This window comes from Prescottella equi (assembly GCF_002094305.1).
Classification (GTDB): domain Bacteria; phylum Actinomycetota; class Actinomycetes; order Mycobacteriales; family Mycobacteriaceae; genus Prescottella; species Prescottella equi.
In genome coordinates, this window is record NZ_LWTX01000009.1 from 139,415 (window position 1) to 152,787 (window position 13,373).

11 protein-coding genes are annotated in these 13,373 nt (G+C 70.3%); 5 read left to right on the forward strand and 6 right to left on the reverse strand.

Translation table 11 applies throughout. From position 1 onward, the window contains the following. Positions 1-544 precede the first annotated feature (544 nt). The gene (locus A6I89_RS20175) at positions 545-1,855 is read right to left on the reverse strand and encodes an ammonium transporter (RefSeq protein ID WP_005516109.1); all 1,311 of its coding nucleotides are present in this window, start codon (positions 1,853-1,855) and stop codon (positions 545-547) included. A gap of 186 nt (positions 1,856-2,041) precedes the next feature. Here A6I89_RS20175 and A6I89_RS20180 point away from each other — a divergent pair, with 186 nt between their 5' ends. Next, the gene (locus A6I89_RS20180) at positions 2,042-4,213 is read left to right on the forward strand and encodes a DNA polymerase III subunit gamma and tau (protein ID WP_013414635.1); all 2,172 of its coding nucleotides are present in this window, start codon (positions 2,042-2,044) and stop codon (positions 4,211-4,213) included. Between the two features lie 138 nt (positions 4,214-4,351). Here the strand turns inward: A6I89_RS20180 and A6I89_RS20185 are convergent, their stop codons facing one another. From A6I89_RS20185 to A6I89_RS20200, 4 genes are all read right to left on the reverse strand, one after another. Continuing rightward, complete coding sequence (locus A6I89_RS20185; RefSeq protein WP_044990353.1) at positions 4,352-5,239, reverse strand: IclR family transcriptional regulator; 888 nt, start codon at positions 5,237-5,239, stop codon at positions 4,352-4,354. A gap of 217 nt (positions 5,240-5,456) precedes the next feature. Next, complete coding sequence (locus tag A6I89_RS20190; RefSeq protein WP_022593631.1) at positions 5,457-5,906, reverse strand: GNAT family N-acetyltransferase; 450 nt, start codon at positions 5,904-5,906, stop codon at positions 5,457-5,459. 64 nt (positions 5,907-5,970) lie between these two features. Further along, entirely contained in the window at positions 5,971-6,489 is a 519-nt protein-coding gene (locus A6I89_RS20195) for a dioxygenase family protein (RefSeq protein WP_013414638.1), read from the reverse strand. A gap of 23 nt (positions 6,490-6,512) precedes the next feature. Continuing rightward, on the reverse strand, positions 6,513-7,454 hold the full coding sequence (locus A6I89_RS20200; protein WP_022593633.1) for an AraC family transcriptional regulator: 942 nt from the start codon (positions 7,452-7,454) through the stop codon (positions 6,513-6,515). 175 nt (positions 7,455-7,629) lie between these two features. On the opposite strand from A6I89_RS20200, the gene A6I89_RS20205 reads away from it, so the two are divergent. The 4 genes from A6I89_RS20205 to A6I89_RS20220 all read left to right on the forward strand — a co-directional run bounded on the left by A6I89_RS20205 (position 7,630) and on the right by A6I89_RS20220 (position 11,485). Continuing rightward, entirely contained in the window at positions 7,630-7,998 is a 369-nt protein-coding gene (locus tag A6I89_RS20205; protein ID WP_037084711.1) for a YbjQ family protein, read from the forward strand. A 139-nt stretch (positions 7,999-8,137) separates the two neighbouring features. Beyond that, complete coding sequence (locus A6I89_RS20210) at positions 8,138-8,833, forward strand: hypothetical protein (RefSeq protein WP_022593638.1); 696 nt, start codon at positions 8,138-8,140, stop codon at positions 8,831-8,833. A gap of 58 nt (positions 8,834-8,891) precedes the next feature. Next, positions 8,892-10,850, forward strand: coding sequence for a sensor histidine kinase (locus A6I89_RS20215; RefSeq protein ID WP_022593640.1), 1,959 nt, complete (start codon positions 8,892-8,894; stop codon positions 10,848-10,850). Further along, positions 10,847-11,485: a response regulator gene (locus A6I89_RS20220; RefSeq protein ID WP_022593641.1), complete on the forward strand. Its 639-nt coding sequence runs from the start codon at positions 10,847-10,849 to the stop codon at positions 11,483-11,485. Before A6I89_RS20215 ends, A6I89_RS20220 begins: the two co-directional genes overlap by 4 nt. 10 nt (positions 11,486-11,495) lie before the next feature. Here the strand turns inward: A6I89_RS20220 and A6I89_RS20225 are convergent, their stop codons facing one another. Next, the gene (locus A6I89_RS20225) at positions 11,496-13,211 is read right to left on the reverse strand and encodes an amidase (RefSeq protein WP_022593643.1); all 1,716 of its coding nucleotides are present in this window, start codon (positions 13,209-13,211) and stop codon (positions 11,496-11,498) included. Positions 13,212-13,373 lie beyond the last annotated feature (162 nt).

Consider the following 13,373-nt stretch of genomic DNA (forward strand, 5'->3'; position numbering starts at 1 on the left):
GGGGTCCTCCGTTGGACTCGATAGGTTCGCCGGCGTCAACTGGCGACGCAGTTCACCAGGCGCAGGGATACGAGACACCGCGCCTCGGCTGCGTAGGGCGTCGGGTGGAAGCGCTCGCAGCGAGGTAGCGAGTCCTTGTTCTCGGCGAATTTTCGTTAGAAGTAGTTGCTGCACAAAAGAATTGGGCGCAGTCATTCGATCATCGAACCAGCGGCGAGCGGCTGCGTCGAGCTCGGCCGGGTTCTGGGGAGAATGAAGAACTCCGTTCGGAGAAATCGATTGGTGCGGTAATGGTGAGCAGGCCGCCTGAGTCCACAATAGCCTTTTCGGACTGAGAGATCGCTGAGTGTGTTCGATCAGGCACCTTGCGTAAGCAGGTGTGGGATACCGTCACATGTCGAGGTTCGCTCGCGGGAGCCCCTGACTGCCTGCCGAGGCGCGCACTGGACCCGGCCTGATCCGCGTGTGCCTCGGTCCGCTCGGGATAGATACGTTCAGCGGGAACAGTGCAGGGTCAAATTCGTTCAGGCTTCTCCGAAGTTCGTCAGACTGCGTCGGACTCCGGCTCCGGCCGCGGCCGCTCGTGCTCGCGCCCGAACAGCCCGGTGGGCGCGCCGTGGGCGAGGACCGCGTGCTCGTAGGCCGACTCGGCGTGCAGCGCGAGGTCGATGCCGGACGTCTCCTGTTCGGCGCTGACGCGGAATCCGACGACCCGGTCGATCAGCTTGCCCACGCCGTACGTGACCCCGAACGCGTAGAGGCCGACGACGGCGACCGCGAGCACCTGCTTGCCGAGTTGGGCGAATCCGCCGCCGTAGAAGAGGCCCTCGACTCCGCCGGTCATGACCTCCGACGCCAGCAGTCCGATGAGCACGGTGCCGACGACGCCGCCGACCAGGTGCACGCCCACGACGTCGAGCGAGTCGTCGTAGCCGAAGCGGAACTTCCAGCCCACAGCGAACGAGCAGACGGCACCGGCGACGACACCGATGACGGCGGCGCCGACCATGCCGACCCACCCGCACGACGGGGTGATCGCGACGAGACCGGCGACGACGCCCGACGCGGCGCCGAACGTGGTGGGGTGGCCGTCGCGTTTCTGCTCGACGAACAGCCAGCCCAGCAGGCCGGTGCAGCCGGCGACCAGGGTGTTGAGGAACACCGCGGCGGCGGTGCCGTCGGCGGCCATCGCGGAGCCGGCATTGAACCCGAACCAGCCGAACCACAGCAGGCCGACGCCGAGCAGCACCATCGGCAGGTTGTGCGGGCGCATCGGCTCGTTGCGGAACCCGATCCGCGGGCCGAGCACCAGTGCCAGAGCCAGGGCGGACGCGCCGGAGACGATCTCGACGACCAGGCCGCCCGCGTAGTCGAGCACACCGAGCTTCGAGATCCAACCGTCCGGCCCCCACACCCAGTGCGCGACCGGCACGTACACCAGCAGTGCCCACACCGGCACGAAGAACATCCACGACGAGAACTTTGCGCGGTCGGCGATTGCGCCGCTGATCAGTGCGGCGGTGAGGATTGCGAACGTCAGCTGGAAGGTCGCGAACAGGAACTCGGGAACGCCGGAGCGCGCGGTGTCCGGGGTGATGCCGGCCATGCCGAGGTGTTCGAGTCCGCCGATGAGTCCGCCGCCGAGGTCGTCGCCGAAGGCCAGGCTGTAGCCGGCGACCAGCCACACCACCGTGACCAGCGCGATCGAGATGAAACTCATCATGATCATGTTGAGGACGCCCTTGGAGCGGACCATGCCGCCGTAGAAGAGGGCCAGGCCGGGCGTCATCAGCAGAACCAGCGCGGTGCTGATCAGCAGCCACGCGGTCGTCGCGGGATCGATCGTCTCGAGCATGTGAACTTCTCCTCACCGGCGGGGTGTCACCGCACGCGAGAAATGACGATCGCGTCCTGCAGTTTCGACGACGGGACGCTCGTGTTGCTTCTGTGTTTCGGAAATCTCTCGGCGCCCGCCGGCCGGGATCGGCGCGGGTCGTCACTCCGGCGACCGACTGTCGCCGGTCGCCGGTAGTCTTTCGCCGTGGCCCTGTACCGGAAATATCGACCAGCTTCGTTCGCGGAGGTGGTGGGTCAGGAGCACGTCACCGAGCCCCTGAGCACCGCACTCGACGCCGGACGCATCAACCACGCTTATCTCTTCTCGGGCCCGCGCGGCTGCGGCAAGACGTCGTCGGCCCGCATCCTGGCGCGCTCGCTCAACTGCGTGCAGGGGCCCACGTCCACGCCGTGCGGTGAGTGCGCGTCGTGCATCGCGCTCGGCCCGGGCGGCGCCGGCAACCTCGACGTGATCGAACTCGACGCCGCCAGTCACGGCGGTGTGGAGGACACCCGCGAGCTGCGCGATCGCGCTTTCTACGCGCCGGCCGAGTCGCGGTACCGGGTGTTCATCGTCGACGAGGCCCACATGGTCACGACGGCGGGGTTCAACGCGCTCCTCAAGATCGTCGAGGAGCCGCCGGAGCACCTCATCTTCATCTTCGCGACCACCGAGCCGGAGAAGGTGCTGCCGACCATCCGGTCTCGCACGCACCACTACCCGTTCCGGCTGCTCGCGCCGTCGACCATGCGCGGGCTGCTCGAGAAGATCTGCGCGCAGGAGCACGTCCCGGTGGAGGACGCGGTGTACCCGCTCGTCATCCGCGCCGGTGGCGGCTCGCCGCGTGACTCGCTCAGCGTGCTCGACCAGCTCCTTGCCGGCGCCGGCGAGGAGGGCGTCACCTACGCGCGGGCGCTGGCACTGCTCGGCGTCACCGACGTCGCGCTCATCGACGAGGCCGTCGATGCGCTTGCCGCGAACGACGGCGCCGCGCTGTTCGGGACTGTCGACAAGGTGATGGACGCCGGGCACGATCCCCGGCGCTTCGCCGTCGACCTGCTCGAGCGGTTGCGCGACCTGATCCTCATGCGGGCCGTCCCGGACGCCGCCGAACGCGGGCTGGTCGACGCACCCGGCGACGTGCTGGACCGCATGCGTGAGGAGGCCGAGCGAATCGGCCCCGCCACCCTGGCCCGGTACGCGGAGCTGGTGCACGACGGTCTCGGCGAGATGCGCGGTGCCACGGCGCCGCGCCTGCTGCTCGAGGTGATGTGTGCTCGGATGCTGCTGCCGTCGGCGACGGACGCGGAATCGGCTGTACTGCAGCGACTCGAGCGGATCGAGCAGGGCGTCGTGATCGCGCCGACGTCCGGCGGTGCGCCCGCGGGTGCACCCGCTGCGGCGCCGCGCCCGGCCGCCACCGAGCCGCCGCCGTCCGGGCCCGTCTACCAGCGCCCCTCGCAGCGTCGCGAGACCGAGTCTGCCCCGCCCGCTCAGCCGGAACCACAGCGGCAGCCGGAACCACAGCGGCAGCCGGAACCACAGCGGCAGCCGGAACCACAGCCCGAACCGGTGGCGGAGCGCCCCGCGGTCGAGGTTCCGCCGCCGCCGGCAGCGCCGGAGCCGACCCCGCCCCAGGCGCCGCCGCAACAGGTGGCTCCCGAACCGGTCCGGCAGGCCCCGGCGCCTGCACCGGTCCCGCCCGCCCCGGAACCGGAGCCTGTGGCCGCTGTCGAGCCGGAACCCGTTCCGGCGGCGCCGGTTGCGTCCGGCCGCCCGGATGCTGCCGCAGTCCGCGCGGTGTGGTCCGAGGTGCGCGCCAAGGTGCGGGAACGGAGCCGCACCGTCGAGGTGATGCTGTCCGGTGCCACGGTGCGCGGCATCGACGGTGATCGGCTGGTCCTCGCACACGACTCCGTCCCGCTGGTCAAGCGGCTCGCCGAACCGCGCAATACCGAGGTGATCCGTGCGGCGATGCACGACGTTTTCGGCGGCGAATGGGACGTTACGTGCGAGCACGGTTCCGCGCCCGTGCAGCAGGCGCCCACTCAGGCGGCTCCGCAGGCGAAAGCTCCTGCAGCACCCAAGTTCTCGCGTCCCAGTCAGGGGCGGGCGCCGGCCGCTGCGCCGCAGCGACCGGCGGCTCCCCGCGACGACGACATCCCGCCGCCCGAGGCTCCGGACTACCCGGACGATCCGGGGCCGCCGCCTGCGGACTACGACTACGACGCGCCGCCTCCCCCCACCACGCCGGAGGACGAGGCGGAGATGATGGCGGAGGCCGCGGTGCCCGTCGATCAGGCGAGCCGACGCGACCCCGAGGAGATGGCGGGCGAGATGCTCGTCGAGGTGCTCGGGGCCCGGAAGCTCGACTGATCGCTGGGGCGGCGGCTACGGGCCCGGGAGAGATCGGCGTCGGTGGGCGGGGCCGGTGGGCGCAGTGTGCCGGCGAAGACCTTGCGGAGAGTCAATCCCCGGGGTCCGAGGAAGCCTGCCCCCCCGGTTGCCGTCGACTCAGATCCACTGCCCGCTCTGGATGGCGAGCAGTCGGTCCATCGCCTCGGCCGACCACGTGGCGGCGGGCGGGCTCGCTGCTCGCCGTGCCCGGCGCGGCTGCCCGAGTTCGGGGTGAAGGGTGCGGGAGACCTCGCGCGCCGCGTCCGCCACCAGCGGTGCCACGCGCTCGAGTGGTGCCGTACGCGCCTCGCCGCACAGCGAGATGGCGGCGACCGGGCCCGCGTGTCCACGGACGGCGACGCCGACGCAGGCCACTCCGCGAACTGACTCGCCGCTCTCGAATGCCATGCCGCGCCGCTGCCGGATGCGGTTGAGTTCCTGGTGCAGCGTCGAGAGGCCGGAGATGGTTCGGTCGGTGCAGGGGGCCAGCCGCTGCTCGTACAGGCTGTCGACCCGCTCGGGGTCGAGCCACGCCAACATCGACTTGCCGCCCGCCGTCGAGTACGCGGGGGCGCGTCCGCCGACTCGCGACGGAAGGGTCGAGGCGAAGCGACCGCCGATCTTGTCGAGGTAGACGCTTTCGGCTCCGTCGAGGACGGCCAGGTGCACCACCATGCCGGTCTGCATGTGCAGTTCGTGCAACAACAGGGCTGCGGCAGCACGGATTTCGCTGTGGCCGCCGTCGCCGCCGGCGAGTCCGAGCGCTCGGCGGCCGAGGCAGTAGCCGAAAGAAGCGTGCTCGACCCAGTTCAACCGCACCAGCTGCAGGAGGATGCGGTGCACCGTCGAGCGCGGAAGCTGCGCTCGGTACGTCACCTCCTCCAGCGTCAGGCGCGAGGTCCGACTGTCGAATGCGCTGAGGACCAGGGTCATGCGCTCGATCATCGACGGTGGCAGATCTCGGCGCGGGGTTGCGACGGCATCGCCGGACTCGACGACTGTCATCGACACCTCCAAACAACTTCCGCACCCCTGGTCGGACCGGCGGAGGCGGGAAAACTGTGATCAAGTCCGACACGCTAGCAGGTGTGTCCCGCTGAACGGGAGGCTTCCCAACAAATGTTTGTCTGAATTGGGCGTCGCCACCATACGTGGGTCCCACGCGACTATGCACCCGGTCGGATGCGTCCCCCGATCCGCCGCTACCAGGAAGTCGAGCGAGTCATCCTCGCGGCGTCTCGACCATCGAGAAACGCAGCAGGTTGGATTCGCGCGGGACGAATCCGAGCTTCAGGTAGAGCCGGTTCGCGGCGACGCGCGAGTCGCGGGACGTCAGATCGACTGTGCGGGCGCCGAGTTCGTCGGCGCGGGCGAGGGCGGCTCGGGTGAGTGCGGCTCCTACCCGGCGTCCTTGCGCGGCGGCGTCGACCACGACGTCCTCGATCCAGGCCCGATTGCCGGTAGGGATGGGGAACACGACCAGGGTCAGCGTTCCGACGATGCAGCCGTCCAGCCTGGCGACGAAGAGGGTATTGGTGGGGCAGCCCACGACCTGCTCGAGGTACGCCGCGGTGATCGGCGGTGCCGACGTCGACAGTTGCGGTATGAGCATCGTGCACGCCTGTACCAGCTCGTCGGTGACCTCGGAGGCCTCGTGGATCGTGACCGTCATGTACTGCTCCTCGGGCGTGGGGTACCGAGTCAGCGTACGCAGGACGGCGGTGCCGAAGGGCGGATCAGCGAACCTCGACCGCAGGACGACACGGCTCGATTGTGAGCGCGAAATCGTAGACCGCCCTGTCGATCCCGTCAACGCCCGGACGGGGGTCGAGGATCGCGGACTCGGGTGCGTCGTGCCGGATCCACGCGTCCCGTCGGAAGTACAGCCTGGCTGTCGCGGTGCGCGTGTGCGGAGACCGCACCGTGACGTGGAGGTGCGCCGGCCGCCACGGACTCCACTTCTCGTTCACGATGAACCACCCGGTAGGGCCGTCCGTCGGAATCTGGTAGGGCACAGGAGTGATCGTCGAGATCGCGTAACGGCCGTCGGTGTCGGTCGTCACCCGGGCCACCGTCGAACCGGCGTGCGCACCGCCGGATCCGTCGCTGCGGCGGACCTGGACCGTGGCACCGGGGACCGGCCGTCCGTCATCGTCGACGACGCGGCCGGTCAGAATCAGTGGGCCGCCGGGGTCCGGGGAGGCAGGGGGAGCGGCGGCGGGCACACGGGTGGTGAAGCGGGACACGACGATCACGATGATTCCTTCGGGTGGGCGGATCAGGAACTGCGGAGCGCCGCGGAGGGCGACGTGCCGAAACGGGTGCGATAGGCCGCGGCGAAGCGGCCCGAATGGGCGAACCCCCACCGCAGCGCGACGGCGGCGACGGTGTCACCGGGTCCGGCCGCGTGCAGGTCGTCGCGGGCCCGGACCAGACGGATGTCGGTGAGGTACTCGGTGGGACTGCGGTCCACGTACTGCCGGAAACCCTCCTGCAGTCGCCGCACGCTCACCCCCGCCTTCTCGGCCATCTCCGCGGCGGTCCAAGCGTGGGCCGGGTCGTCGTGCAGGGCGTCGATCACCCGCTTGACGATCCGCGGCCGCGTCGCGGCGGTTCCCTCCGCGTCGTCAGGCACGGCCGCGAGGACGAACGCGGTGGTGACAGCGCTCAGGATCTGGCTCGCCACCAGATCGTTGTGCAACAGGCACCGCGGTCCGTCCATCTGATCGGACAGCGATTCCACGAATCGAAGCCACGTCGTCCCGGCGGACGTGGACAGGTTCACCTGGCTCGGCAGCGGCCGACCGGCACGCCCCAGGATGCGGTGCATCTCGCGTTGCAGGTACTCGTGATCGAAACGGACGCCGATGATTTCACACGACGACGTCCAGTGCGGCATCAGCGTCGTGACATCCGGCGGGCACACGGTCGCAGTGCCCGGCAGCGACGACACCTTCTTGCCGCCCACCACCGAGTCCAGCCGACCGGTGAGCGGTATGTTCACGCCGTAGGCACCAGGGTGCTCGGACTGCACCGACACGTCGGCGCCCCACGCGAGGCGGGCGATGCGGACGGGACCGGTTCCGGTTTTGCGTAGCGAGACGTTCGCCGCGGGGAAGCGGGTACTGGGCGTGAGGGTGTGCGGGAAGTAGGCGTCCGCGACCGCCTGGGAGACCTCGTCCCAGTCTCTCGACGCGAGTCCGTCGGCCGGCTTCGACATCGCTGCTACCTCCAAACCCGTGGTCGAAAGGGCGTGTCACGGGTGTATGAGCCAATTGAACGCCGCCGGCAGGCGCGTGGAAAGGGCCGGCCGCCGGTCGGCGGTGGTTTTCCGCGCGATGTGGATCGAACTCGCGTTCTCCGGATCTTGTGTTCGGTCCTCTAATCTCGTCGTCATGCTTGTTGTGACGACTAACGACATTCCCGGCTGGGAGATCCAGCGGGTGATCGGCGAGGTGTTCGGACTGACCGTCCGGTCCCGGAACATCGGGTCGCAGATCGGCGCGGGCCTCAAATCCCTCGTCGGCGGCGAATTGCAGGGAATGACCAAGAACCTCACCGAGAGTCGGAACGAGGCGATGAGCCGTCTCGTCGCCGAGGCAGCCCAGCGGGGCGGGAACGTCATCGTCGCGATGCGCTTCGAAACCTCCGACCTGGGAGGCAACTGGTCCGAGATCTGTGCCTACGGGACGGCCGCGTACGCGGTGCCGGTCACGGACGCCGCCCGGCAGACCGCAGCGGAACTGGGGTACGGCCCGCGCTGACTGCTGTCCCGGGTACTCGGGACAGCAGTCCCTGGTGCCCGGGATGCCGGGCGTCGGAGCCTGACTGGCGAACGCGGTGACCGTGTTCCGGTGACGTCGCCCGACCGGGTGGGCGCACCGCGACCCGCAGGAGCAGCCCGTGAGTGCAGTCGAGATATCGGAGTTGTCGCCCGCCGGGGAACCGGCCGCTGCCGGACACCGGCCCCGGACGTGGGCGTACGTCGGCGTGGTGGCCGGGCTTGCCGGTGTGATCGGTATCCAGGCCAGCGGATTCATCGACGCGGCCTACGCGGAGGGCGTGGCCGGTGACGCGGTGGCGATCGCGAACCGCCTGGCCGACCAGCGCACCGCCGTCGTCGTGATGCACGTGTCGTTGATGATCGCGGCGCTGTTGATGCTGGTGTTCGCCGCCGGACTGGCGCGCCGGCTGTCCGATCGTCTGCCCGAGGGCACGCTGCTGCCCGCGGTAGCCGGGGGCGGGCTGGTCCTCACCAGTGCCGCGTGTCTGCTCGGGACCGGTTTCACCACCGAACTGATCTTCGGACTCGGTCACCTCGACGAGGTGGTTCCCGAGTACGCGGTCGTCGGGGCGCACTGGATGGGCACCATCCCGTGGCTGTGGGCGGGTGTCGGTGTCAGTGCGCTCGCGGTGGCATCGGGGATGCTGCGCCACGGCGCGGGACCGCGCTGGATCGGCTGGACGTCGCTGGTGCTCGGCGGGCTCACCGCGCTGTTCGGCGTGTCTCCGCTGCAGTACATGGCCGGCTTCACGGGGCCGGTGTGGGTGCTGGTCGTGGCGATCGGATTCGCGTTCGGTGACCGGGTGCGGGGCTAGCGGTCCATACTCGCTAGCGATTCACATGCCGGGCGGATCGGACGACACGGGAGGGTGCATGGTCGAGCGGATCGCGGGAGTCGGTGCGCCGGTCGCGGCCGCCGCGGTGGCGGTGACCTGCTGGACGCTCGTTGTGCTGTCGCTCGTGACCTTCCTCGTCGCCGACCCCGGCATCGACTCGAACCAACTGTTCTTCCTCGTCGACGTCGTCGGCTCGGCCGTCTACGGCACGGTCGCCGGAGTGGTGCTGGCCCGGCGCGTGCACCCCGTCCCGATCATTCTGGGGGCGGCGGCGATCGGCATCGGACTCGCCGCCCTCGGCTACGCCTACTCGCAGTGGGCGGCGGTGCGGCCGGACCTGCCGTGGGTGGACGTCCTGTCGCCGCTGCAGAACACCGCGTGGATTCCGGGGACGCTGGCGCTGTTCCTCGTGATCCCGTGGCTGGTGCGCGACCACCGGTTGGACGACGCGGCGCGAGTGGGACTCGTCGCCGGCACACTGGTGACCGCGTGGTTCTTCCTGGCGCGCACCTTCACCGACGTCTCGGAGGTGCCGTTGCTCGCGCCCGTCGTGGCCGTCGGATTCGTGGCCGCCGCCGACGTCGCCCGGCGGTGGCGGTCCGGCCCGGTCGACGAGCGGGTCGGACTGGGTTGGCTCGCGCTGGGGACTGCACTCATGGCGCTGTCCTTCGTGCCGCTGATGCTGCCGGCGACGGTGCCGGGATTGTGGATGATCACCCCCGTCGCGCATCTGGTGGTGCAGCCCTTCTTCCTCGGTGCGATCTTCGTCTCGATACTGCGGCAACGCATGTGGGGCTTGGATCTGGCGGTGAGCCGGGCCGTGCTGGCGGGCAGTCTCACCGCGCTGTTGATCGGGCTGTACGTCGTGGTGGCCACCGTGCTGGCGGGCCTGCTGCCCGACGGAGGTTCCACCGGCGCGCAGTTCGTCGCCGCGGCCGTTGTGGCAGTCGCGGTACAGCCGTCCCGAATGTGGCTGCAGCACAGGGTGCACCGGTTGGTCTACGGATCGGGGAGCGAACCAGGGCACGCGGTGCGGGAACTCGGTCGGCACTTCGGGAGCGCCGAGTCCCCGACCGAACTGCTCGAAGGCCTGGCCGCGGGGGTCGGTCTGGGACTGCGGCTCGAATCGGTGACCGTGCATCGCGCCGACGGCGCCGAGTCGGTGTGCTGGGGGAGGGCCACCGGTCCGGCCGAAACGGTGGACCTGGTGCATCGCGGCGCCCGCGTCGGAAGCCTCGCGGTGACCGCACCACCCGGCGAGTCGCTCGGCCTCCGCTCGCGGAAATCCCTGTCCGAGTTGGCCTCTGTGGTGACGGCTGGTCTCGTCGTCGTCCAGTCCGCCGAGGACCTCGCGACCGCACGACGTCGACTGGCCTCGGTGCGGGCAGAGGAACGCCGGGTGATCCGACGTGAATTGCACGACGGGCTGGGCCCGTCGCTCGCGGGTATTCGGCTGGGACTGCAAGGCGTCCGCAACCTGCTCGTCGCCGACCCGCAGGCCGCCGCGAAGTTGCTGGACTCGCTGCAGGAGCAGCTCGACCACCAGGTCGACGGCGTGCGCTCGCTCTCGCGCAACCTCTTCCCGCCGGTCCTCGACGAACTCGGTCTCGGCGCTGCGCTCGAGGAACTCGCGACCGGATACGCCCGCAGCGGATTCGATCTCGACGTGGTGGCCGACGTGCCCGCCGACATCGGTGGGCAGGCCGGTGCGGCGGCCTACGGCATCGCGATCGAGGCGGTCACCAACGCGCGACGGCACAGCGGCGCACCCGGATGCCGGGTCGAGGCGTCCTGCGGCACGGACGGTGCCGGACTGCCGGTCCTCACCCTGGTGGTGCGTGACGCCGGCCGGGGATGCGACCCGTCCGCGCCCGCCGGCATCGGGACGCGGTCCATGCGCGAGCGGGCGGACGAGCTCGGGGGCACCGTCACCATCGAAACCGGTTGCCCCAGAGGTACCGTCGTCACGGCACGGCTTCCACTGGTGGCGTCGTGAGCGGGATCGCCGTCGCCGTCGTCGACGATCACCCGGTGTTCCGACTGGGCATGGTCGCACTGCTGTCGACCCTCGACGGCATCGAGGTGGTGGCCGAGGCCAGTTCGGCCGCGGAGGCGCTCGACGTGGTCACCGCGGACGTCGACGTCGTGCTGATGGACCTGGAGCTGGGGGACGGATCGGGGGTCGACGCCACGCGGGCGCTGTGCGCCCGGTACCCGCACCTGCGGGTGCTGGTGGTGACGATGCACGAGGACGAGGATTCCCTGCTGGCATCGCTGCGTGCCGGGGCGCGTGGCTACCTCGTCAAGGGCGCCGACCCGGCCGAGGTGGAGCGGGCGATCCGCGCGGTCGCGAACGGCGACATGATCGTCGGCGCCGCGGTCGCGGCCAAGGCGATGACCGCGGTCGCCGCACCGCGGGCCCGGTCGAGTGTGTTCCGTGAACTCACCGAACGCGAGCACGAGGTGCTCGAGCTGATCGCCCGCGGCCACGACAACGCGACCATTTCCCGACGACTGGTGCTCAGCCCCAAGACCGTTCGCAACCACGTGTCGAACGTCCTGACCAAACTGGGCGTGCCGGACCGATCGACCGCGATCGTCCGGGCACGGGAGGCCGGTATGGGGCTCTGACGACGCTCGATCAGACCGGAGCGGTCGCCGTCGTCGGCAGGAAATGGAATCCGAAGCCGACGTTGTCGGTGTTGGTCGGATCCGGTCCGGGTCCGGGAGTGGTCGCCTGCACTCGCGGGATGTCGCGCGGTGCCGGGGGAATCGTGGGCGCCGCCTGCCAGTCGGGGCGGGCCGCCTGCAGTTCCAGCGCGATCTCGATGAGTCCCTTCTCGTCCCACGGGCGTCCGCCGATCTGGACACCGAAGGGCAGACCGGTGGCCGAGGACCGTCCGGCGGGCGTGCAGACCACCGGCGTACCGGTGAGGTTGGCCCACCGCACGTCGCCCGTGGTGCCCCCGAACACCGAGACACCGGCGATCTCGATGCGCTTGGCCCCGTCCATCTTGGAGCCCGGCACCAGGACGGCGTCGAGGTCGTTGTCGGCGAACATCCGGTTGTAGTCGTGCTGGTACACCATCCGGTTCCGGGCGGACGTCATGTAGTCGATCGAGGGGACCGCCAGCGCTGCGAGCGTGCCGGCGACCGTCGCCCCGTTGTCGAGGCGGTAGTCGCCGAGTCGGTCGGAGAACTGCCGGTGGTAGCTGCCCATCTCGGCGGAGTCGCCGGTCAGCAGGTCGGGGGCAGCGATCGGCAGGGAGACGTCGAGGACGGTGCCGCCGAGACGGCGCACGAGATCGAGGAACTCGCCGAACAGCGTGCCGAGCGTCGCGGGCAGGGCGTCGGCGCTGCGGCGGGCCACGCCGAAACGCTTGCCGGCCAAAGGCTGTGCCCCGCCCGTAGCGGCGAGGGGATAACCCTCCGCGGGAACGGCGGGGGCGGCGTACGTGGCGGGGAAATTGGGATCGGCGCCCGCCATGTGACCGAGCAGGAGTGAGGCGTCGGCGATGCTGCGGGCCATCGGACCCGGATGATCGCGCGTCCACGTCAACGGGATGACGCCGTACGCGCTGCACCGGCCGAACGTCGGTTTGATCGAGGTGATGCCGCACGCGCTCGCGGGCAGCCGGAGGGATCCGCCGGTGTCGGTGCCGGTGGCGAGCGGGACGAACCGTGCCGCGAGCAGCGCGGCGCTGCCGCCGGACGAGCCACCCGGCGAGAACTCGGTGTTCCACGGGTTGCCCACCTGTTCGGTCGCGACGCCGATCGCGAACTCGTCGGTGTGGGCGTGGCCCATCAGCACCATGCCCGCGTCCCGCAGCTGCCGCCACACCGTCGAGTCACCCGCCGCGATGTTGCCGGCGAGCACCCGGCTCGACGCGGTCAGGGGCAGTCCGGAGACGGCGAACAGGTCCTTGAGAGCCAACGGGATTCCGCAGACCAGGGGCGCGTCGCCGTTGGTGCTGCGGCTCTTCGCAGACAGTCGTTGCGCCGCGGCATCCGCGGCCTCGTAGGCCATCTCGGGATAGATCCGGATCCAGCCGCCGATTTCCCCGTCGAGGGCGGCGCTTCGGGACAGGCAGGCGTCGAGCAGTTCCCGGGGGTGCAGGCGGCCGGAACGGAGCAGGCTCGCGGCCTCGACCGCGCCGAGCAGCGCGGGATCGGTGACCGTGACGGAATCGGGCGACGGCAGAGTGTGCGAGGCGGCTGCGGTGTGACGGATTGCCGATCGGGCCGCAGCGGTGCCGGTGGTCCCCAGCGTCGCGGCTCCGGCGGCGCCGAGCGCGGCCGCGCCCAGGAACCCTCGTCGTGACAGACCGGTTCTCCGCTCGATCGCGGGTTCACCCATCGAAACGCCCCCTCTCGAGCATGACTCTCCCGTGGAGAGGTTAGCGGTCGACCGCCGGGAGCAGCGTGGGCAGGGCGGGTTTCGGCGGGTACCGGTGATCGCCTCGGTCACAGACGGGGATCGCTTCGGTCCTTCCCGCTAACTGGAACACGTTCTAAGGTG